Origin of the sequence: Gordonibacter sp. 28C, assembly GCF_003339845.1 — a bacterium.
Classification (GTDB): Bacteria; Actinomycetota; Coriobacteriia; order Coriobacteriales; family Eggerthellaceae; genus Gordonibacter.
Genome location: NZ_PPTR01000003.1, coordinates 104284 through 126092 on the forward strand (window position 1 = coordinate 104284; position 21809 = coordinate 126092).

Below are 21809 nucleotides of genomic sequence, written 5' to 3' on the forward strand. Positions count from 1 at the left end.
TTACCACCCCTTCATGTTGTGCCTGAAAATGAATATGAAGAACGGCACGCCGAGTATGGCCGTGAGGATGCCGATGGGTATCTCCGTGGACGACACCAAGCGGGCGATGTCGTCCACCAGCAGCAGGTAGCTGGCCCCTATGAACATGGAGGCGGGCAGCAGCACCTTGTAGTTCGGCCCCACGATGGCGCGCGCCAAATGAGGGATGACCAGGCCCACCCAGCCCACGATGCCCGACACGGCCACCGAGCACGCCACGATGAGCGTGGAGGCGAATATCACGATGAGCCGCACGCGCTTCGTGTTGATGCCTAGGCTCTTGGCCTCCTCCTCGCCGAACGACAGCACGTTGAGCTTCCAGCGCTCCAGGATGAGCATCACGAAGCCCAACACCATGGGCAGCAGGATCATCCAGAAGTCGGCCTGGTCGATGCGCGAGAAGCTGCCCATGAGCCAGAACGTGATGGCGGGCAGCTTGTCGTTGGCGTCGGCCATGAACTTCACGAGCGACGTGCACGATTGGAACAGCGTGGACACCAGCATGCCGCCCAGCACCAGGCCCAGTATGGCGTCGTACTTGTTCACCATCTTGTTCATCCACACGGCGCCCCCCACGGCCACCATGGCGCCGATGAAGGCGAACAGCTGCACGTAGATGTTCGACAGGTCCAAAAGCAACGCCAGGCACGCGCCGAAGCTCGCGCCGGCCGAGGCGCCCAGCAAATCGGGCGACACGAGCGGGTTCTTGAACATGCCCTGGTAGCTGGCACCGGCCACGGCCAGCGCCGCGCCCACCATGACCACCACCAAGATGCGCGGCAGGCGTATGTTCACCAACGCCGTGGCCATCTTCGGATCCACGTCCACCAAGGGGATGGTCACGCCGAACGCGCCCTGCATCACGCCGGCCAGCCAGTTGTTGATGAGGCCCCCCAGCGTCTGCACCAACTCGACGGGGTTGATGGGATAGCGCCCGAACGCGAACGACAGCACCATGATGCCCACCAGCGAGGCCGCGATGGCCGCCTTGATCCACAGGGGGACCCTCTTGTTCAGAGCCTCCTCGGCGCGCTCGTCGGACGCGTCCAGCTCTTGCAGAAGCCCAGCCTTCGCCTTCGACGGCGAAACGGGGATCGCGGCAGATGCCAAAGCGGGAGCCGCAACCGTCGCTTCCGCAGAAGTAGAGGCCGGCGTGTCCGTGCGACGTGTTCGCGCGAAGAGGGGGCGGCCGACGCGCGGCCGCTCCGATTCGGCCGCTTTCGCGAACCCGTCGTCCAACTCCCTCGTCTCGCCCACGCAAGCCCCCCATCCAATGCCCCCTCAAGCTCTTTTCGCCTGTCGGGGTCTCGTCGTAAAGTATTCTTATTTAACTATAGAAGGGAGGAGGGGCGATGACACCCTAGACGTTTGGTATAGGCCCCTACCAGCTTCAACCGATTCCACAACCGGTTTCTTTTTTATATACCCAATTGATAATATTCCGTTTATAGGATATATTTGTCGAAGCATTATTCTGTTTACAGACTATAGGGGGCGAGGACGATCGAGGCTCTTGAACAGACCTTGATTGGGGAGGAGGGCGCTTCCGATGCGTCTAGCATCGGAAGCGCCGACGGGGTACCCCGTCGCGCGGCGGAACCTGAGAGCCCTCGGAAGAAGCGGGACGACCAGGATTGCGCGTGCCTCGCCCCCAGCGCCGTCGAGCGCCGGGCGAACTACATCATCGTCGGCCTCGCGGTGTTCATGGTGGTTGCCGTGGGCGTGTCCCTCATGCTCGGGCGCTACCCCATCGCCCCCGACGAGGCCGTGAGCATGCTGCTCGGCAAGGTGTTCCCCGTCGACCAAACCTGGACCGCCCAGCAGGAGACCCTCTTCTTCAACGTGCGCCTGCCGCGCATCATGCTGGCGCTCATGGTGGGCTGCTGCCTGTCCGCGGCCGGCGCGGCGTTCCAGGGCACGTTCCAGAACCCGCTCGCCTCGCCCGACATCCTGGGCGCCTCGCAAGGCGCCGCGTTCGGCGCCGCACTCGCCATCCTCGCCGGCAGCGGGGCGTTCGCCGTGTCCATGTCGGCGTTCGGGTTCTCCTTGCTCGCCGTGCTGCTGGTGCTGCTGGTAAGCGGCCGGGCCAAGGGCAACCGCGTGCTCGTCACCGTGCTGGCCGGCGTCATGATAAGCATGCTGTTCCAAGCCGGCGTCTCGTTCACGAAGCTCGTGGCCGACCCCACCGACGACCTGCCCGCCATCACGTACTGGCTCATGGGCAGCCTGACCGGCGCCAAGCTCGACACGAACCTCCTCATGACCTCGGTGCCCATGGGCATCGGGCTCATCGTGCTGTTCGCCCTGCGCTGGCGCATCAACATCCTCACCATGGGCGACGACGAGGCGGCCACCATGGGCATCGACGCGCGCAAGCTCCGCCTGGTGGTCATCCTGGCGGCCACGCTGGTCACCGCCGCCAGCGTGTCGGTGTCGGGCATGATCGGCTGGGTGGGCCTCATCATCCCCCACCTGTGCCGCATGGTCGTGGGGGCCAACTACCGCAAGCTCATGCCCGCCAGCATGCTCATGGGCGCCAGCTTCCTCCTCATCGTCGACAACATCTCGCGGCTGGCCACCACGGCGGAGATCCCCGTGGGCATCCTCACCGCCTTCGTGGGCGCGCCGTTCTTCCTGTACCTCATCACGAGGAAGAAGCAGCAATGAGCATCGAGATCAGCAACCTGGGCTTCTCGTACGGCAAGCGCGAGATCCTCCGCGACGTCAGCATCTCCATCCCCGACGCGACGCTCGTGAACGTTCTGGGCCCCAACGGCGTGGGCAAGTCCACGCTGTTCCGCTGCATACTGTGCCTGAACGGCGATTTCACGGGCACCGTCCTGGTGAACGGCAAGAACGTGAAAGACCTGAGCGTGCGCGAGCGCTCGCGCGAGATCTCCTACATCCCCCAGTCGCACGCCCCGGTGTACGACTACGAGGTGCTCGACGTGGTGCTCATGAGCACCGGAACCGATTTGGGGATGCTGCGCTCCCCCGGCCCGCGCCACAAGCGCAAGGCCTACGAGGCGCTCGAGCGCATAGGCATCGCGCACCTGGCGAAGCGCACCTACACCCAGATATCCGGCGGCGAGCAGCAACTGGTGCTGGTGGCGCGGGCGCTGGCGCAGGACGCCAAGACCATCATCATGGACGAGCCCACGAGCGCGCTGGACTACGGCAACACGGTGCGCGTGCTGTCGTGCGTGCGCCAGCTGGCGAAGGAGGGGCTGAGCATCGTGCAGTCCACCCACCAGCCCGACCAGGCGTTCCTCTACTCCGACAAGACCCTCGTGCTGCACCAAGGGCGCGTGCACGCGTTCGGCGACCCCAAAGACGTCATCACCAACGAGCTGGTGAGCACCATCTACGGTGTGAACGTCGAGGTCAACTCCCTCTACGGCGACAAGGTGCGCGTGTGCGTGCCCGTGCAAGAGATCGCATGACCAACAACGGCAAGACAGAAGGGAAGGGAAACATGAGAACCACGAGAACAGGGGTCTGGCGCAAGCGGATCGCCACGGTGGCCTGCGCCGCCGTGCTGTGCTGCGGCCTGGCCGCGCTCGCCGGATGCTCGGGAGGCGACCAGAAGGAAGAGTCGAAGGCCCCCGAGCAAACCCAGACGGACCAGGCGGCAACGCGCACGTTCACCGACTCGGCCGGGCGCGAGGTCGAGGTGCCTGCGCAGATCGACAAGATCGCCCCGTCGGGCCACACCGCCATGCAGGTGCTGCTGACCATGGCCCCCGACAAGCTGGTGGGCCTGTCCCAGGAGCTCACCGCCGACCAGCTGAAGTACTTCGACAGCAAGCTCGCCGACCTGCCCGTGTTCGGCGCGGCGTTCGGCGCCAAGGGCGACATGAACAAGGAGTCCGTGGCCGCCGCCGGCCCGCAGGTGGTCATCGACACCGGCGAGTACAAAGACGGCCTGAAGGAGGATCTGGACAACCTGCAGTCCCAGCTGGGCATCCCCGTGGTGTTCATCGAGACGCCGCTCGACGGCTACGACAAGTCCTACGAGATGCTCGGCGACCTGCTGGGCATGGAGGATCGCGGCAAGGAGCTGGGCGACTACTGCAAGAACGCCTACGACGAGGTTGAAACCGTCATGGCCGCCATCCCCGAGAGCGAGCGCGTGAACGTGGCGTACCTCATGGGCGACTCCGGCCTGAACGCCATCGCCAAGACGTCCTACCAGGGCACCGTCATCGACATGTGCGCCAACAACGTCGTGCAGCTGGAGAAGGCCTCCGCCAGCGGCGCGGGCAACGAGATCAGCCTCGAGCAGATAGCCGTGTGGAACCCCGACCTCATCGTGTTCGGCACGAAGAGCATCTACGACACGGTGGGCGACGACGCCGCGTGGGCCGGCATCTCCGCCGTCGAGTCGAAGAACTACTACGAGGTTCCCAGCGAGCCGTGGTGCTGGCTGAACAACCCGCCGACCGTGAACCAGATCATGGGCTTGCAGTGGTTCCCGCGCCTGTGCTACCCCGACAAGTTCGACAACGACCTGCAGGACGTGGTGACGAGCTACTACAAGACGTTCTACGACTACGACCTGTCGCAGGCCGACTACGACGAGCTCATGTCCAAGGCGCTCCCCCGCTAGACGCACGCTCGAACGTCGCTTCCGAGAGCGCCCGGCTTCGACCGGGCGCTCTTCTTTTTCGGGAGACGATCGCGGATCGCAAGCGAGCGCTATCCCACCGGAACCCCGTAACGCACGAGCGCCCCAACCGAAGTCGGGGCGCTCGCAGGAATCTCGGTGCTGGTGCCGATCGGCTATTCGGCGGCCTTCTCCTCGGCGGGAGCCTCCACGAGGGCGTCCACGGCGGCGACTTCCTCGGCCGTGGCCTCGACAGCGGCCTCCTCGACGGGAGCGGCGGCCTCGGCCTCGGCCTTCTTGGCGAACTCCTCGGCGCGCTTGGCCTTCTCGGCGGCCTTTGCCTCGCGCTCGGCCTTCTTCTTGGCCTCGGCCTCGGCGACGGCAGCGGCCTTGGCGGCCTTCTTCGCGGCCTCGCGCTCGGCCACGGTCTCCTTGGCGGAGCCAAACTTGTCGGCGAAGCGCTGCACGCGTCCGCCGGTGTCCACGAAGCGCTGCTGGCCAGTGTAGAACGGGTGGCACACGTTGCAGATGTCGATCTTCAGCTCGGGCTTCGTCGACATGGTGGTGAACGTGTTGCCGCAGCTGCACTTCACCGTGCACTCGACGTATTCCGGATGAATTCCCTGTTTCATTTGGTTCTCCTTTACGGGCCTTGGTTTCCGACCAAGGCGAAGACAAGCCTTTGCACTATAGCACAGGTTCGCCGCACACGCGAGAGGTTGCGGGGAATACTTCGCAAATTCAAACGAATCGGACAATAGGCGTTTCCCAAAGTCGAAAACCTACCCCTCCAAGAACGCCTCGTTGATGGGCAGGTTGTACGTCGCGGCTATGGCGCGCAGGCCGGCGTCGGGTATCGTGTTCGGGAAGTCGTCGCGGCCGCCGTTGAGCAGGCGCGCCTGCGCGTACACGGCCGCGGCCTTCTCCACGGCGTGCATGAGGCCGAACGTGGCGTCGAAGTCCGCGCCCGAGCAGAACAGGCCGTGCTGGGCCCACACGCAGGCCGGGTACCGGTCCATGAGATCGGCCGTGGCGCGCGCGATGTCCGCGCCGCCCGGCACCATCCACTCCACCACGCCCACGCCCTCGGGGCAGGCTATCACGCACTCGGTCATGGCCTTCCAGAGCGCCCTTGTGAACGTCCGCGCGTCGAGGGGCATCACGGCCGACAGCGCCACCACGTTCACCGGGTGCGCATGGTACAGCACACGGCAGGCGCCTTCCGTGGCGGCGGCGCGGCGCTCGTGGATGAGCACGTGGCTGGCCAGCTCGCTCGTGGGCATGCCCCCGTTCTTGAAGCCCCACACGATGCGCCAGGCGTCGCCCTCGTCGTTCAGCTCCACGATGCCGAGCGTCGCGTCCGGGTCCAGCGCCACGTTGCGCATGAACGCCCCCGCGCGCGTCACCAGGAAGAACGCGCGGCGCATGCCCGGCGCGGCCAGGCCCAGCGGCACCCACGAGCTGGCCGTGTCGTAGAAGAACGAACGACACGACGCCACGTCCTCCGGCGTCAGGCGGTACGTGGCGTTGCCGCCGTTGCGCTCGTGCCAGCCCTGCTCCCAGCCGTCGTTGCACAGGCGCACGAAGCCCTTCACGAAGCCCTGCTGCTCGACGGCCACGCCCGAGACGGCGCCCTTCGCCACCGAGACGCCCCGATCGATCACTTCCTGCGCGTTGTCGAAGAAACCCATGTCTGCTCCTTGTCCGGCCGCCCGTGCGGCCCTTCCGTCCGTCGCCCCGCGACGTCGATCCGCGGGGCCTCACGGCCTAGTCTTCCCGAATCTGCACCACGTACATGGCGTTCGTCGCGGCGACGTCGGCCCGCCCGCCGCCCGCGTCTTCCAGCGGGCTCGTGCCGCGATCGCCCGCTGTGAACACTGCCACGTCGCCCGGCTCCACCAAGCCGCAACGCAGCACGGTGGCGCGGGCGTGGTCTATCACGCGCTGCATGTCGCCCTGCACGTCGCCCAGCATGGGCGTCACGCCCCAGTTGAGCTGCTGCTGGCGCATGACGCGCGGGAACGGCGTGACCGCGTAGATGGGCACGCGCGGGCGCAGGTTCGACATGAGGCGGGCCGTGCGGCCCGACATCGTGGGCGCCACGATGCACGCGGCGTCCAGCGTCTCGGCGGTCTGCACGGCGGCCACCCCCACGGCCAGGGCCACGCGCGGCGCGTGGTCGCGGCTGCGGTCGGGCGCGGCCTCGTCGTACAGGTAGGGCTCGCTCGCCTCGGCCACCAGCGCCATCATGCGCACGGCCTCCACCGGGTAGAGCCCCGCCGCCGTCTCGCCCGACAGCATGACCGCGTCGGTGCCGTCGTACACGGCGTTCGCCACGTCGCCCACCTCGGCGCGCGTGGGGCGCGGGTTGCGCACCATGGACTCCAGCATCTGCGTGGCCGTGATGACCGGCTTGGACGCGCGCTTGCACGCGCGGATGATCTCCTTCTGTATATGGGGCACGCGGTAGGCGGACACCTCCACGCCCAGATCCCCGCGCGCCACCATGATGCCGTCGGCCGCCTCGAGTATGTCGCCGAAGTTGTCCACGGCCTCGGAGCACTCGATCTTCGCGATGAGCATGATGCCCTGCCCGCCGTGCTCGTCCAAAAAGCGGCGTATCTCGCGCACGCCGTCGGCGTCGCGCACGAACGAGGCGGCCACGAAGTCGACGTCCTGCTCGATGCCGAACAGCAGGTCGGCGCGGTCCTGCTCCGTCATGGCCGGCAGGGGCGCCGCCGTGCCGGGCACGTTGACGGACTTGCGCTCGCCCAAAAGGCCGGAGTTGCGCACGCTGCAGCGGATGTCGCCGCCGTCCGTGCCCTCCACCCGAAGCTCGACGAGCCCGTCGTCCACCAGGATGGCGGCGCCGGGCGCCACGACTTGGGAGAGCCCGCGGCAGGTTTGCGTGACCAGGTGGGCCGTGCCCTCCACCTCGCGCTCGGTGAGCACGATCTCGTCGCCGGCGACCAGCTGCACCGGCGCGCCGCCTGCCAGCCGCCCCGTGCGTATCTCCGGGCCGCGCGTGTCCAGCAGCACGGCGCAGGGCGAGTCGAGCTCGCCGCACACCGCCCACAAGCGCTCGATGCGCTCACGGTGCTCGTCGTGCGAGCCGTGCGAGAAGTTCAGGCGCGCGACGTCCATGCCGGCCTCCAGCAGGGCCCGCAGCGTCGGCTCGCCGTCCACCGCGGGCCCCAGCGTGCAAACGATCTTCGTGCGCTTCGCCATGCTTCTCCCATCCTCGCCTCGAAACCGTGCCCCATCGGGCCCTATTCGTTGCATCATACCGTGAACCCGCCCCGCGCGCTCGAAGGCGCGTGAATCGGAAGCGGAGTTCCACAAAGGGAATACGCGAGCGCCCGCCCCGCGCGATTGCGGGACGGGCGCTCGATACGGTTCAACCTGGATGCTTAGACCTCGGCCACCCAGAGGCCGTGGATGTTGCAGTACTCGTACACCTTCACCGGCGCGTCGCCCTCTGCCACGGCGAAGTCGGCCACGGGGGCGTCCTCGGGGGTGAGCTGCGCGAACTGGTAGCCGTTCTTCGTCTGCAGGCAGATGAACGTGATGTAGTGCTCCGGCGTCATGGGATGCAGCGTGCTGCCCACCTGCACGTGGACGTTCGAGCCGTCCACCTTCACGTCGGGCACGTGCTTCTCGACGGCGGCGTCGGTCGTGTTGGCGGTGAGCTCTTCCATCTGCTCGCCGCAGCACACCAGCGGCACGCCGGAGTCGAACGGCTTGACGGCGATGTTCCCGCAATGCTGGCACTTGTAGAACTTGAGTTCCATGGTTCCCCCTTCGAGGTCGTCCCCGACGGCGGGTCGCGCGCTTCGCACGCCATGTCCGCCGTCCGGGTTTCAGGTTCGTCTTCTTGATGGTACGGCTTATATGTTACTCTGCCTGTGTCATTTCGGGAAGACCCGCTTGCGGCTTTTTCATCCGAAGAGCATAAACGAGCACCCCGATGCCCACGAGCACGAGCGGGACGGACAGAAGCTGGCCCATGGTCAGCCAACCGCCCCACAGATATCCTAGCTGCACGTCGGGCTGGCGCACGAATTCGATGCCGAACCGACAACATCCGTACATGACGAGGAACGCGCCCAGGAACGTACCGCGCGGACGCGGCGGGCGCTTGCGCGACAGCAGGAACAGCACGATAAAGATGAGCACGCCCTCCAGCAGGGCCTCGTAGAGCTGGGAGGGATGCCGCGGCATGGTGCCCGCCGCGCCGCCGAACACCACGCCCCACGGCAGGTCGGTGGGACCTCCCCACAGCTCGCCGTTCACGAAGTTCGCCAGACGCCCGAAGAACAGGCCGATGGGAGCCGCCACGCAGCCCAGGTCGGCCAGCGTGAGGTACGGGATGCCCGTGAGCTTCGCCGCCGCGATGCCGGAGAGCAGCGCGCCCACGAGCCCGCCGTGGAAGCTCATGCCGCCGTGGTTGAACGCGACGATCTCCAGCGGGTCGTGGAGGTAGTACTCCAGACCGTTGCCGTAGAACAGCACGTAGCCCAAACGACCGCCCACGATGACGCCGATGATGACGCAGAACATGATGGTGAGCAGCGCGTCGGCGTCAACGCGGATGCGCCAGCGCTTCGCCAAACGCCAGATGAGGAGCGCCGCGCACACGAAGCCCAGCACGTAGGCCACGCCGTACCACCGCACCGTGAACGGCCCGAGGCTGAACAGGATGGGATCGAGGTTCCAGTAAAGGTCGTTGAGCATCGCTTCCCTTTCGCAAACAAGCACGTGCCGCCCGATCGGCGGCACGTTCGTTTCGTTCTCGTTGGATTATACGCTCCCGGGCATCAACGATCGCGTCCCATTCCGGCGCCCACCTCTATGGCGGCGAACCGCACCTCTTCGCGCAGTTGCGAAGGTATGGACTGCATGCTGGACACCTTGGCCCCGCATGCCGGGCAGCGCAGCGTGAACATGGCGAGATCGGCGCGCACGACCATCATGGAGTCGTAACGGCACACGTCCAGATCGGACGCGCCGCATGCCGGGCAGGTAATGGTCTGACTCATGCGCCCCACGCTCCTTCGCCTCGCCGGATCCGCCAACGAACCTCATTGTAGCAGACTTCCCCGAAGCGAAACGTCACGCGCCGACCACGCTTCCAAGGAAATAGGCGTGCACGCGCGCGTCGTCGGCGGTTAGTGTCGCGCGGCGCGGGGGCTGAGGGTCCCGCCCCAGAGGGGGCTCCTCCGGGGCGGGGCGCCGGCCGGCGCGGGACGGTGGCGGGTTGGGGCCCGGCGCGCTACCTGCGCGCGCGGCGGCGGACGGAGGCGGCCAGGGCCGCGGCCGCCAGCAGGGCGAGCGCGCCCGCGGCGGGAGGCGCCGCGGCCAGCGGGTCGCCCGTGGGAGCGAGACCGGCGTCCGAATCGCCGCCGGGGCCGGAAACCTCCCCTTCCCCGTCGCCGGGGCCGTCGCCGCCAGGCTGCTGACCGCCGCCGTCAGGGACGAGCACCGTAAGCGTCCCGTTCTCGTATGCCACGTCGTAGCAGTCCTGGTTGGTCACCGAGATACCCGAGGGAACGATCGAGCAGGACCCGGGAACGGACGCGTCGCCTTCCACGGAAAGCGCCGGCGGTGCCAGCACCTCGTCGGAAGCGGCCAAGCCAAGAAGGTCGAAGCCCAGTTCAGGCAGTCGTTCGCCCGCAACCATGGAGGCGTCCGCCGCCCTCACCGTCAGCGAAGCCCGCGAGATGGACACCCGGCCCTCCACATCCGTAGGCGAAAGCGCGTAGCTGGCCGCATCCGCGCCCTCAAGGCGCACGGACAGCGCCTCGAAGCCCAGGTCGTCGGCGACCAGCGCGCCGGAGGCGGAGCCGTTGGCGGCTGCAAGCACCTCGTCGCCCGGAAGCACCCCTTCCAGCAAAAGCGACACTCCGAAGAACGCCGCCGTGCCGTCGTAGGGGCGCGACGCAGAGGAATCGCCCGCGTCGATCTTCGCGGACAGGGCCCTCGGCAGCACCTCCAGCCGCCCGGGAACGAAGGAGATAATGTAGTCTTCCGAAGACAACCCAGAGGGAACGATCGGGTAGGAGCCCGCCGGCGAGTCGGCCTCGTACCCCTCGATCGCAAGCTTCAGGCTGCCAGTTAGGTTGCCCGAACCCTCGCCAGGGACGAAGCCCTCGAACGCAGCACCCGCGTCCGTAGCCTCCTCGCCGTAGGTTGCCGTGACATCCTTCGCCGTCACGGCAAGCGGCGCGCGGCCGATGGAGAAGCCCAGCGAGGCCGAGCCGGCGCACGAGGGCTCGTCCCCGGGCACCGAGAAGGTCGCGACGTAGTCCCCCGCCCGCGTCGGCGCATCGTCCGACGGGCCGTAGGCAGTGCCGCCCACGCCCTCATAGGACAACTTGAAGTCGCCCTCGTAGGTTTCGCCACCGAAGGACGCGACGGGCTTGCCCGCAAAGCCGGCCTGCGGCGAGCCGTCGTAAACCAGGCCGCCCGCCGCCGTCACGCCCGAGATCTGAGCCACGGGCTTGTCGACGTAGGAAACGTTCACGACCACCTTCGAGTCCTCGCAGTTGGCCATGTTCGAAAGGCGCACCTCCACCTCGTCGCGCTGCGCGCTCGCAGGCGCGTCGGAGGTCAGGGTCAGGATGCCCGCAGCGTCGACCTCGGCCGACACCAGGCCCTCCCTCGTGAAGGATACGACTTCGAACGAAGCGTCCCGCGCCGCCTCGGGCAGAAGCGCCGCCACGTTGACGGATGCCTCGTCGCCAGGCTGGAGCCGCTTCATATCCACGGGAGCATTCACGGCGAAGGCCGGGGCCTTGGCGATCGAGTAGTCGGCGGCGGCGGACCCTTCGATGGCGTAGAAGGAGGCGTCCTCGCCCGCGAGCGAAGCCGTCGCGGCATAGGGGCCGCCCGCCTCGGTCTCGGCGCCGCCCGAAACCTCGACGCGCACATCGTCGCCCGGAAGGGCGCCGACAAGCTGCGCGGACGCCTGCGCCCCGTCCCCGTACACGCGGTCGTCGAGGCCCGACCAGGACAGGGTGGCCCCCTTGGGCTTCACGGTAACCTGGACGTCCTCGTAGGCGTCCTGCAGGTTCGCCAGACCCGACACCCTCGCGCGCACCGTGCTCGTCCCAACGGGCAGGAGCTTCTTGCGCGTGTCGTAGTAAACCGTCGCCTGCTTGCCCTCGGCCACCCCCTTGACCGGCTCGCACAGAGGGGTCTCGGAGCCGTCCGCACCCACGACGAACAGCTGCAGCGTCGGCTCCGCAGCGCTGCGGAACGCGGGAGCGGGCGCCGCCTGCGGCGTCACGGTGAAGCTCATGGTCTCGCCGTAGAAGAAGGACAAGCCCTGGCCGCCGATCGCGCCACCGACCGAAAGGTCGAGCGAGGTGCCCGACTGCACGATGTCCCCGGTCGCCTCGACCGACGAGCCGCCCTCGGCCAGCGAGTAGTTCTTGCAAACCGGGCTTTCGGGCACGAGCGAAACCTCCACGAGGGCTTTCTTGCCCTTGCCGGCGGCGCTGCTTTCGAACGCGCCGGTCGCGGTGAAGTCCTGCCCCATCGTCAGCGATTCCCCCTCGACCAAGTTGTCGAACAGCACCTCCTCCACCTTCGCGTCCGTCGTGCCGTCGTAGGTTTTCGAAGCCACGGAGGCCGACGAGACCGAGATCTGCCTGGGAGAGATGGACGCCGTGCCGGTCACGGCGCTAGGGTCGAGGGCGTAGTTGGTCGCGGAGGAGCCGACCAGGTGGACGGCCGTCGCGGCGAAGTCCTTGGAGTCGGTGACGGAGGGGGTGTCGACGTTGCCGTCGGCGGTGGCGGACACGTCGTCATCCGCGAAAACGTTCCCGAGCACGAGAGGCGCGCCTGTGAAGTCCGGCGTGCCGTCGTAGGCCCTGGACGTGCCCGGAGCTATCTCGGCCGTAAGAATCCTGGCGGCAACCTTCAGCTCGCCCTGCTTGAAGTCGATGGCGTAGTTGTCGGACGAAAGGCCCGCGGGGAGGATCGGGTAGTTCCCCACTGCGGATCCAGCCTTGTAGTCCCCGAAGGAGAACTTGAGCGCTCCGCCCAAGACATCCGAACCCTCGTTGTTGACAAAGCCGGTATAGGACACGCCTTCGTTCTCGGGATCGTCGCCGTAAGCGACCTCCGCGTTGTTCGCCGTCACAAGCAGCGGGGCCTTCGTTATGGACGCCGCACCGGCAACGTCGTCGACGGAAAGCACGTAGTTGACCGCGGAGGAGCCTTCCAGGTGGACGGTCGTAGCGGCGAACTGCTTGGCGTCGCCGGCAGCGGGATTGTCGACATGGCCGTCGGCAGTGGCGGACACGTCGTCATCCGGATGGACGTTCCCGAGCACGAGCTCCACGCCGGAGAAATCGGCGCTGCCATCGTAGGTCTTGGACGCGTCCGGAGCGACTTCGGCCGAAAGGACCCTGGCGGCAACTTCCAGCTTGCCCGGCTTGAATTCGATATCGTAGTTCGCCGCCGTCAAGCCAGCAGGGGCTATCGGGTAGGTTCCCACTGCCGAACCGGCTTTGTAGCCCCCGAAGGAGAATATGAGGTCGCCCTTGAGGACGCTTGAGTCCTCGCCGGGGACGAAGCCACCGTAGAAGACGCCCTCGTCCTTCGGCCCGTCGCCGTAGGCGACGGCCGCATTGTTCGCGATCACGGTCAGCGGGGCCTTCGTTATGGACACGGATCCCGTCACCTTGGAAGGATCGAGCTCGTAATTACTCGCATCAGCCCCAGCCAGGTGGACGGCCGTCGTGGCGAAGTCCTTGGCGTCGCCGGCAGCGGGGTTGTCGACATGCCCGTCGGCAGTGGCGGACACAACGTCGTCCGCGAAGACGTTCCCGAGCTTCAACTTCACGCCTGCGAAGTCCGGCGTGCCGTCGTAGGTTTTCATCGTGTCCGGAGCAACCTCGGCCGAAAGGACCCTGGCGGCAACCTTCAGCTCGCCCTTTTTGAAGGTTATCGCGTAGTTGTTCGACTCCAGGCCCGCTGGGAGGATCGGGTAGTTCCCCGCCGCCGAGCCCGGGGCGTAGTCCCCGAAGGAGAACGAGAGCGTACCACCCAGGACGTCCGAGCCCTCGTTGTTGACGAAGCCGGCATAGGATACGCCCTTGTCCTTGGGATCGTCGCCGTAGGCGACGGCCGCGTTGTTCGCGGTCACGGTCAAGAGCGCCTTGGCGACGTCCGCCTCGACGTCGACCGAATCGGAGGACAACTCGTAGTTGCGGGCAACGTCGGTCTGCATGAGCGCCGCCGTCACGCAGACGGCCTTTCCCGTACCGGCCAAGCTGTCCGCGAAAATGCCGGTTGCAGAGTAGTCCGCGCCCATCGCCAGCGACTCGCCCGGGACGAGATCGACAAACGACACCTCTTCCACCTTCGCGTCCGGCTTGCCGTCATAGGTCTTCGAGGCCACAGTGGCCGACGAGACCGAGATGGGCCTGGGGTCGATGGACGACGCAACGTCGATCGACCCGGCGGTCAGCTCGTAGTTGGCAGCGATAGGCGTCTGTTCGAGCGCCACCGCCACATGGGCGACCCTGTCGCCGCTGGCTGCAGCGCTATCGAACGCGCCGGTCACAGAGTAATCCGTCCCCAGGGCGAGCACCTCGCCTGTGACGAGGTTACCGAACTCGACCGCCTTCACCTCGGCGTCCGTATTGCCGTCGTACTGCTTGGAGGCTACAGTGGCCGACGAGAGCGAGATGGGCCTGGGGTCGATGGAGACCGCGCCGGCCACAGTCGCAGGATCGAGCGAGTAGTTGCCGGCAGCGGCGCCCGCCAAAGCGACAGCCGTCGCTGTGAAGGACTTGCCGGTACCTGCGGATACGTCGTCCACAGTGCCGTCGGCGGTGGCAGACACGACGTCGCCCGGATGCACGTTCCCGAGCTTCAGCTCCACGCCGGAGAAATCGGCGCTGCCGTTGTAGGTCTTCGTCATGCCCGGAGCGACCTCAGCCGTGAGGACCCTGGGGGCAACCCTCAGCTCGCCCTTCACAAAATCGATGTTGTAGTTCGCCGCCGTCAAACCTGCGGGGTCAATCGGGTAGTTCCCCACCGCGGAGCCGGCCTTGTAATCCCCGAAGGAGAGCACGAGATCGCCCTCGAGGATGTTCGAGTCCTCGTTGTTGACGAAGCCGCTGTAGGAGACGCCTTCGTTCTTCGGCTCGTCGCCGTAGGCGACGCCCGCGTTGTTCGCCGCCACGGTCAGCTTAGCCTTGGCGATGGACGCCGCGCCGGTCACGGCATCGCCGGAAAGCTCGTAGTTACCCACGGAGGAGCCTTTCAAACGGATCGCCGTCGCTGTAAAAGGCTTGTCGGAAGCCGCGGATGCGTCGTCCACGGTACCGTCGGCGGTCGCGGACACGTCGTCGCCCGGATGCACGTTCCCGAGCACGAGTTCCACGCCGGAGAAATCCGGCGTTCCGTCGTAGGTCTTCGTCGTCCCGGACGCAACCGCGGCCGAAAGGACCCTAGAGACCACCTGCAGATTGCCCTCCTTGAACTCGATATCGTAGTTCGCCGACTTCAAGCCCACGGGGATGATCGGGTAGCTCCCGATCGCGGAGCCGGCCTTGTAGCTACCGAAGGAGAACACGAGATCGCCCTCGAGGACGTTCGAATCCTCGTTGTTGACGAAGCCGCTGTAGGACGCGCCCTCGTTCTTGGGTTCGTCGCCATAGACGATCATAAAGTCCTTCGCCGTCACGGTCAGCTTAGCCTTGGCGATGCTCGCCGCGCCGGTCACGTCACCGGGAACGAGGGCGTAGTTGGCAGCCGCACCGCTCGTCGAGAGTAACACCTTGATGTCTACCTTCTTGTCCGCGTCGGCGAAAGCGTCCTCGAACATACCGGTCGCAGTGAAGTCCGCGCCCATCGTCAGCGATTCTCCGTCGACCAGATTTTCGAACGTCACCGACTCCACCTTCGCGTCCGTCGTGCCGTCGTAGGTTCTCGAAGCCACGGAAGACGACGAGACCGAGATCGGCTTGGGAGCTATTGTCGCCTGCACATCGGCCGGCCCATTCGCGACGTAACAGACAGGGGCACCGTCCTCCTCGCGCACGATCTTCGCCAAGGTCGCCCGCACGTCGTACGAGCCGGCGTTCTTGGGCATCTCTGGCCCGTACCCAAAAGCGGAAGCTTCCTTGCTCTCGAACGCGGCTGCATCGGCCAGTTCGCCTTGCATGGGAACCGGAGATGCAGCGCTCAGATCGAAGTCAGCCGCGCTCAGCGAATTGCCGTCGTACACGAAGCCGCCCTTCGACGTGAGGACAGGCGTGTACACCTTCTTCTCGCACACGGTCACAGGGTAGGCTACGGAAGTAACGGGGTCGGAGTTGGCAATGACGGCGAGGGGGGCGCTGAGCGTCCCCACGGATGCGCCGCACACCTTGTCCGCGGCGATGTCGACGTCCGCGTCCGAGCTGGCGAACACACCGCCCGTGATGGAGACGTTAACGGGCGTTGTGCTTGCATCACCGTCTCCGATACCGACGCCAAGCGCCTTGCCGTCGGGAGCCTTGCACGAGGCGGACACCGAGCCACCGGTTACCCCAACGCTGCCGCCGGAGCCCCCAAATCCGCTTCCGATACCAGCGCCAGTAGATCTACCGACGCTCTCGCACGAGGCGGTCACCGTGCCGCCGGATATCTTGACGCTGCCGGCGGAGCCGTCGCTGCCGCCGCCGATGCCGGCACCAGCAGATTCGCCGTCGCTCTCGCACGAGGCGGTAACCGTGCCGCCGGATATCCTCACGCTGCCAGCGGAGCCATTGAGACCACCGCCAATCCCGGTGCCGAACGCGATCTTGCCCTCGCCGGTGCTCTTGCACAAAGCGGTCACCGTGCCGTTGGATATCTCGACGCTGCCGCCGGATCCATTCCATCCGCCGCCGATGCCGGCGCCGTAGGAGAGGTCGACGCTCTCGCACGAAGCGACCACCTCGCCGCCCAGTATCTTCACGCTGCTGGCGGAGCCGTTTAAGCCGCCGCCGATGCCGGCACCGAAGGAGGCGCCGGTGCCTTTGCACAAGGCGGTCACCTTGCCGCCGTTTACCTCGACGCCGCCGCCGGATCCCTGGTAACCGCCGCCTATGCCGGCGCCGTACGCACTACCATTGTCGCCGGCGCCTTCGCACGAGGCCGCCACCGTGCCGTCCGTTATCTTAACGATGCCGCCGGAGCGGCCATTGCGGCCGCCGATACCGGCGCCGAGCGCATTGTCTTTGCTGAAGCACTTCGCCTCGAGGGAGCCCTTGCCGCCGATGACCACGGATGCCCCGTCGGGGACCTCCAAGCCGGCGCGGTTCATGTCGCTGACGAGGAGGTTGCTGGAGCCCTCCGCCAGCGTAACGTCAGCAGTCGCGCCGGACTTGATCTCGAACGCGCATGCCCGGTCATTGCCGCTCATGTCGATCTTGACGCCCGCGAGTGTGACATCCGCGTTCGTTCCAGCGGGCACCGCGATGCAGTCGCGCTTGGTCTGCGTGATACCGTCCTTCATGGAGACGACCATGGGCGTGCCCGTCCTCAGCTCGAGAACGCTGTTTGCGTAGGAATAATCCACGCCCTGCGCGCCGCCCGTGACCATGAAGTCGCCCGCCGGAGCGGCCACCGCGTAAGGGTAGTCGCCCTTGTCCTCGAAGGGGTTGTCGCGCACGACGCACCCTGCGGAGGGTTCGACTTTGTAAACGGTGCCGGCGCTGGTGCCGGCGCCAAGGGCGCCGTCGGCGAACAGACCGCCCGTGATGGACACGTCGACAGGATCGCCTCTGTAGTCACCGCCGCCGCCGATGCCCGATCCGTAGCCCGACGCCTTGATGCGGCCGCCGGATATCGAAAGGCTGCCGTTCGAGCCAGCCATACCGCCGCCGATACCGGCACCGTAGGAGACGCCGATGCCTTCGCACAAGGCGGTCACCGTGCCGCCGGACACCTTGACGGCACCGTCGGAGCCACAGTAGCCGCCGCCGATGCCGGTACCGTACGCGCCACCGCCAGCCTCGCACGAAGCCGTCACCGTTCCGCCGGTTATCTCGACGCTGCCGCCGGAACCGTTGTAGCCGCCGCCGATGCCGGCACCGAACGCGCCGCCATAGTTGTCGACGCTCTCGCATGAAGCCGTCACCGTTCCGTCCGTTATCTTAACGATGCCGCCGGAGCCGCCATCGCCGCCACCAATGCCGGCGCCGAGCGCAGCCCGTTCGCCGAAGCACTTTGCATCGAGGGCACCTTCGCCACCGATGGTCACCGAGGCTCCGTTTCCAACTTCCAGACCGGCGCGATACCCGCCGCTGACAAGGAGGCTGTCGGAGCCTTCGGCCAACGTAACACTCGCCGAGGAGCCAGATCCGATGGCGAAGGCGCAAGCGCTGAGGCGGGGGTCACCGTACTCGTCAAGATCGCCGCTCACGTCGATCTTGACGCCCGCGAGCGTGACGTCCGCCGCCGCACCAGTTACCGCGATGCGGTCGCGCTCGGTCTGTGCGACGCCGTCCCGCATGGAGATCGTCACAGGGATTCCCGTCAGGACCTTGAGCGTCGAGGTCGGGTAGTCGTAGGAATAGTCCACACCTCGCGTCCCGCCATCAACCTTGAAGTCGCCCGCAGCCCCCGCGACGGCGTAGGGGTAGCCTGCGTCGCCACTGTCATGCACGGCGAAGCCAGAAGCAGGAGTCACGCCATACACCGTGTTGGCGCCAAGGTCGCCATCGCTGAACATGCCGCCCGTTATCTTCGCCACACGATCTATCCCGGTGGAGCCCAACGCCTTGATGCGACCGCCCGATATCGCGATGCCGATGCTAGTGCCGGCATAGCCGCCGATGCCGGCGACGTTCGCGGAGCCGTTTACGCTCTCGCACGAAGCGGTCACCGTGCCGCCGGAAATCTTGATGTCGCCGCCGGAACCGACATAGCCGCCGCCGATGCCGGCGCCAAGCGCGTCGAAGGGGACGCTCTTGCACAAGGCGGTCACCGTGCCGCCGGTTATCTCGATGCTGCCCGCAGAGTCGCCCGCGCCGCCGCCGATGCCGGCGCCGGACGTGCTGTCGCGGAGGCTCTCGCACTTCGCTTCGAGGGAGCCTTCGCCGCCGATGGACACGGACGCTCCTTCGGGGACCTCCAGACCAGCACGGCTATTGCCGCTGGCAAGGGAGTTGTCGGAGCCCTTCGCCAGCGTGATGCTCGCCGAAGCGCCGGATTCGATCTCGAAGGCACAGGAGCCGCCGCTACTGCTCACGTCGATGGCGACGCCCGCAAGCGTGACGTCCGCCGCCGCGCTGGACACCACGATGCGGTCGGTCGTCGTCTCCAACACGCCGTCCTTCATGCTGACCGTGACGGCCTTACCCGACGTTATCTCGAGGACGTTGCCGCCGTAGGAGTAGTCGCCGCTGTCGAGCGTCTGCCCGGGCTCTGTCGCGACGATATCGAACGCGCCTACCGTGTCAGCGTGCGCCTGGGCGGGCAGGCCCGCCAGCAGGCCGAGGGCCAGCGCTAGGAGCACCCCCCCCCCTGCGAGGATTTTCGCCTTGCGAGCCGCAAGCGCGCCCGATGCTGCCGCCGTTCGTGCCATGCCCGTACCGCCTTCGCGCCAGGAGCCCGCGCGGACATGCGGGAGCTCCTTCGTAGATAGATGCACTCATGTTACCACACGGTTACACAGTTGGGGAGCCACGACGAGCTGCAAGGTAGAATACGGCTGATGCCGCAGGGGATCCTTCGACTCCGCGCTACGCGCTCCGCTCAGGATGACAGAGAACAGGGCTTCAGCATTCCGCTCGGGGTGACAGAGGGTAGGATCTCGGCGCGGCGCTCGGGACGGAGGCCGGGAGGGACTTGCCCTCCCGGGAAGGCGCCCCTCTTACGAACCTACGACGCGCTCCAGGAAGAACGCGTGCACGCGCGCGTCGTCGGTGAGCTCGGGATGGAACGCTGCGGCCAGCGCTCGGCCCTCGCGCACGGCCAGCGGCTCGCCGTCGTCGGCCGCGGCCAGCACCTCGACGCCGCAGCCGAGGTCGACGAAGCGCGGGGCGCGGATGAACACGCCTTTCACCGGCCCGCCTTCCACGCCGGCGAACGGCACCGTCGTCTCGAACGAGTCGATCTGCCGCCCGTAGGCGTTGCGGCGGATGCGCGCGTCCATGAGCGCGAGCGGCTCCTGGTCGGGGCGCGCGCCCTCGATGTCGCGCGCCATGAGGATGGCGCCGGCGCACGTGCCGAACACGGCCATACCGCCCGCGTGCGCGTCGCGCAACGGCCCGTACAGCCCGTGGATGGCAAGCAGCTTCGCGATGGCCGTGGACTCGCCTCCCGGGATCACCAAACCGTCGAGCCCTTCGAGCTCGTCCGGCCAGCGCACGAGGCGCGTGTCCGCCCCCAGCCCGTCGAGCATCCGCCGATGCTCGCGGAAGGCGCCCTGCAAGGCCAGGACGCCGATGCGCTTCGCCGACATGAAGCCCCTCCTACCAGCCGCGAGCAGCCATGAGCTCGTTCTCGGGGATGTCCGAGATCTCGATGCCCACCATGGCCTCGCCCAGGTTGCGCGAGACGCGGGCGATGGTGTCGGGGTCGTCGTAGTTCGTCGTGGCCTCCACGATGGCGCGAGCGCGCTTGGCCGGGTCGCCCGACTTGAAGATGCCGCTGCCCACGAACACGCCGTCGCAGCCCAGCTGCATCATGAGCGCCGCGTCGGCGGGCGTGGCGATGCCGCCGGCCGAGAAGTTCACCACGGGAAGGCACCCGTGCTCGGCCACCCACTTCACCAGCTCGTAGGGCGCCTGCAGGTCCTTCGCGGCCGTGAACAGCTGCTCGTCGCGCAGGCCCTTGATGCGGGCGATGTCGGTGGTCACGGTGCGCATGTGGCGCACGGCCTCCACCACGTTGCCCGTGCCCGGCTCGCCCTTCGTGCGGATCATGGCCGCCCCCTCGGCGATGCGGCGCAGGGCCTCGCCCAGGTTGCGCGCGCCGCACACGAACGGCACGTCGAAGTCCCACTTGTTCACGTGGTACTCGTCGTCGGCCGGCGTGAGCACCTCGCTCTCGTCGATGAAGTCCACGCCCAGGCTCTGCAGCACCTGCGCCTCCACGAAATGCCCGATGCGGCACTTCGCCATGACGGGGATGGACACGGCCTCCACGATGCTCTCGATCATGGTGGGGTCGCTCATGCGGGCCACGCCGCCGTGCGCGCGGATGTCGGCGGGAACGCGCTCGAGCGCCATGACGGCCACAGCTCCCGCGTCCTCGGCGATCTTCGCCTGCTCGGGGTTCACGACGTCCATGATGACGCCGCCCTTCATCATCTCGGCGAAGCCGGTCTTCACCTTCAGCGTGCCGCTTTCCTGCTCGGTCATGCTTCCTCCTGGTTCCGTGGATGGTCCTGCGTGCAGCGCGGCCGCCCGGTTGAGGCCGGACGGCCGCGAGTGCTTGCACAAGATATGATACCCGAAAAGGCAGCGCCGAGCAGCCCGGAAACGAGCACGCGACGGGCGCGCCCGTGGCCGATCGCTACAGCAGAAAGCGGTTCGGGTTGCCGATGCGCTGCTCTCCGGCGGGCGCGTCGGCGATGTTCGGGCCGTTCTCCAAGAAGTGCTCGCAGAAGCGGCACACCTCCTTCACGGCCGCGTCGTAGTACCGCTCGGGGTTGAGCAGCACGGCGAAATCCGTGGCCACCACGTGCGTCGAACGCTCGCAGGCGGCGTAGTGGCAGTCGGCCGGGCACGGCTCGCCAGGCGTGTTGTGCGGGCAGCGCGACATCATCTCGTCGTCGCAGCCGCGCCTCTCCCAACAGTTCGCCATGACCCCGACCCTCGCTTAAGCCTCGTGCGCGGGAACGACCTTCGTCACGCCGGGCACGCGCTCCTTCAGGATGCGCTCAACGCCGTTGGCCAGCGTCATCTCGGACATCGGGCAGCCCTTGCAGGCGCCCTGCAGCTCCACCGAGACCACGCCGTCGGCGTCCACGTCGACCAGCTTCACATCGCCGCCGTCGGCCTGCAGGCTCGGACGGATGAGCTCCAGCACGGCAGCGACATCGGTTTTCTCCACCATTGATATCTCCTTCGTCGAAATGATGTGTCTTGGGTGCCGATTCTACCATAGCGCGGCACCGAAGCCGCGCACGCCCACAAATTGCACGCGCGCGGCGCGGCGCGCGGTCGCCGCG

The 21809-nt window shown here is 67.0% G+C and carries 15 protein-coding genes; 3 read left to right on the forward strand and 12 right to left on the reverse strand.

What is annotated here, in order from left to right; all coding sequences use genetic code 11:
* Positions 1 to 1296 (reverse strand): iron ABC transporter permease, encoded by a 1296-nt coding sequence (locus C1878_RS04695; RefSeq protein WP_241963607.1) that lies wholly within the window; start codon positions 1294 to 1296, stop codon positions 1 to 3.
* Positions 1297 to 1563: 267 nt separating this feature from the next.
* Between C1878_RS04695 and C1878_RS04700 the strand changes: the two genes are divergently transcribed.
* From C1878_RS04700 to C1878_RS04710, 3 genes are read left to right on the forward strand one after another with little or no spacing between them, the layout of a single operon-like run.
* Entirely contained in the window at positions 1564 to 2706 is a 1143-nt protein-coding gene (locus C1878_RS04700; RefSeq protein WP_114600543.1) for an iron ABC transporter permease, read from the forward strand.
* The gene (locus C1878_RS04705) at positions 2703 to 3482 is read left to right on the forward strand and encodes an ABC transporter ATP-binding protein (protein WP_114600544.1); all 780 of its coding nucleotides are present in this window, start codon (positions 2703 to 2705) and stop codon (positions 3480 to 3482) included. The genes C1878_RS04700 and C1878_RS04705 overlap by 4 nt, the downstream gene beginning before the upstream one ends.
* Before the next feature lie 32 nt (positions 3483 to 3514).
* Entirely contained in the window at positions 3515 to 4648 is a 1134-nt protein-coding gene (locus tag C1878_RS04710) for an ABC transporter substrate-binding protein (RefSeq protein ID WP_241963608.1), read from the forward strand.
* 173 nt (positions 4649 to 4821) lie between these two features.
* On the opposite strand, the gene rpmE is transcribed toward C1878_RS04710, so the two are convergent.
* The 11 genes from rpmE to C1878_RS04765 all read right to left on the reverse strand — a co-directional run bounded on the left by rpmE (position 4822) and on the right by C1878_RS04765 (position 21694).
* Positions 4822 to 5277: a 50S ribosomal protein L31 gene (gene rpmE / locus C1878_RS04715; protein ID WP_114600546.1), complete on the reverse strand. Its 456-nt coding sequence runs from the start codon at positions 5275 to 5277 to the stop codon at positions 4822 to 4824.
* 150 nt (positions 5278 to 5427) lie between these two features.
* Complete coding sequence (gene rhaD, locus C1878_RS04720; RefSeq protein ID WP_114600547.1) at positions 5428 to 6336, reverse strand: rhamnulose-1-phosphate aldolase; 909 nt, start codon at positions 6334 to 6336, stop codon at positions 5428 to 5430.
* A 76-nt stretch (positions 6337 to 6412) separates the two neighbouring features.
* Positions 6413 to 7873: a pyruvate kinase gene (pyk, locus tag C1878_RS04725; protein WP_114600548.1), complete on the reverse strand. Its 1461-nt coding sequence runs from the start codon at positions 7871 to 7873 to the stop codon at positions 6413 to 6415.
* Between the two features lie 182 nt (positions 7874 to 8055).
* Complete coding sequence (locus C1878_RS04730) at positions 8056 to 8436, reverse strand: desulfoferrodoxin family protein (protein ID WP_114600549.1); 381 nt, start codon at positions 8434 to 8436, stop codon at positions 8056 to 8058.
* 103 nt (positions 8437 to 8539) lie between these two features.
* Positions 8540 to 9379 carry a prolipoprotein diacylglyceryl transferase gene (lgt, locus tag C1878_RS04735; protein ID WP_114600550.1) on the reverse strand — a complete coding sequence of 280 codons (840 nt, stop codon included), beginning with the start codon at positions 9377 to 9379 and terminating at the stop codon, positions 8540 to 8542.
* Positions 9380 to 9462: 83 nt separating this feature from the next.
* Entirely contained in the window at positions 9463 to 9684 is a 222-nt protein-coding gene (locus C1878_RS04740; protein WP_114600551.1) for a UDP-N-acetylmuramoylalanyl-D-glutamate--2,6-diaminopimelate ligase, read from the reverse strand.
* A 233-nt stretch (positions 9685 to 9917) separates the two neighbouring features.
* On the reverse strand, positions 9918 to 19217 hold the full coding sequence (locus C1878_RS04745) for a YDG domain-containing protein (RefSeq protein ID WP_114600552.1): 9300 nt from the start codon (positions 19215 to 19217) through the stop codon (positions 9918 to 9920).
* A 288-nt stretch (positions 19218 to 19505) separates the two neighbouring features.
* Positions 19506 to 20096 carry a pyridoxal 5'-phosphate synthase glutaminase subunit PdxT gene (gene pdxT / locus C1878_RS04750; protein ID WP_114600553.1) on the reverse strand — a complete coding sequence of 197 codons (591 nt, stop codon included), beginning with the start codon at positions 20094 to 20096 and terminating at the stop codon, positions 19506 to 19508.
* Between the two features lie 10 nt (positions 20097 to 20106).
* A complete protein-coding gene (pdxS, locus tag C1878_RS04755) occupies positions 20107 to 20997 on the reverse strand; it encodes a pyridoxal 5'-phosphate synthase lyase subunit PdxS (protein WP_114600554.1) in 891 nt (296 codons plus the stop codon).
* 154 nt (positions 20998 to 21151) lie between these two features.
* Positions 21152 to 21442 carry a hypothetical protein gene (locus C1878_RS04760; RefSeq protein WP_114600555.1) on the reverse strand — a complete coding sequence of 97 codons (291 nt, stop codon included), beginning with the start codon at positions 21440 to 21442 and terminating at the stop codon, positions 21152 to 21154.
* A gap of 15 nt (positions 21443 to 21457) precedes the next feature.
* Complete coding sequence (locus C1878_RS04765; RefSeq protein ID WP_114600556.1) at positions 21458 to 21694, reverse strand: NifU family protein; 237 nt, start codon at positions 21692 to 21694, stop codon at positions 21458 to 21460.
* Positions 21695 to 21809 lie beyond the last annotated feature (115 nt).

Excerpts from the sequence above, each read along its gene's own strand:
- C1878_RS04705 (WP_114600544.1), top strand. The coding sequence starts at position 2,703 with ATGAGCATCGAGATCAGCAACCTGGGCTTCTCGTACGGCAAGCGCGAG.
- C1878_RS04710 (WP_241963608.1), top strand. The coding sequence starts at position 3,515 with ATGAGAACCACGAGAACAGGGGTCTGGCGCAAGCGGATCGCCACGGTG.
- rpmE (WP_114600546.1), bottom strand. The coding sequence starts at position 5,277 with ATGAAACAGGGAATTCATCCGGAATACGTCGAGTGCACGGTGAAGTGC.
- rhaD (WP_114600547.1), bottom strand. The coding sequence starts at position 6,336 with ATGGGTTTCTTCGACAACGCGCAGGAAGTGATCGATCGGGGCGTCTCG.
- pyk (WP_114600548.1), bottom strand. The coding sequence starts at position 7,873 with ATGGCGAAGCGCACGAAGATCGTTTGCACGCTGGGGCCCGCGGTGGAC.
- C1878_RS04730 (WP_114600549.1), bottom strand. The coding sequence starts at position 8,436 with ATGGAACTCAAGTTCTACAAGTGCCAGCATTGCGGGAACATCGCCGTC.
- lgt (WP_114600550.1), bottom strand. The coding sequence starts at position 9,379 with ATGCTCAACGACCTTTACTGGAACCTCGATCCCATCCTGTTCAGCCTC.
- C1878_RS04740 (WP_114600551.1), bottom strand. The coding sequence starts at position 9,684 with ATGAGTCAGACCATTACCTGCCCGGCATGCGGCGCGTCCGATCTGGAC.
- C1878_RS04745 (WP_114600552.1), bottom strand. The coding sequence starts at position 19,217 with ATGGCACGAACGGCGGCAGCATCGGGCGCGCTTGCGGCTCGCAAGGCG.
- pdxT (WP_114600553.1), bottom strand. The coding sequence starts at position 20,096 with ATGTCGGCGAAGCGCATCGGCGTCCTGGCCTTGCAGGGCGCCTTCCGC.
- pdxS (WP_114600554.1), bottom strand. The coding sequence starts at position 20,997 with ATGACCGAGCAGGAAAGCGGCACGCTGAAGGTGAAGACCGGCTTCGCC.
- C1878_RS04760 (WP_114600555.1), bottom strand. The coding sequence starts at position 21,442 with ATGGCGAACTGTTGGGAGAGGCGCGGCTGCGACGACGAGATGATGTCG.
- C1878_RS04765 (WP_114600556.1), bottom strand. The coding sequence starts at position 21,694 with ATGGTGGAGAAAACCGATGTCGCTGCCGTGCTGGAGCTCATCCGTCCG.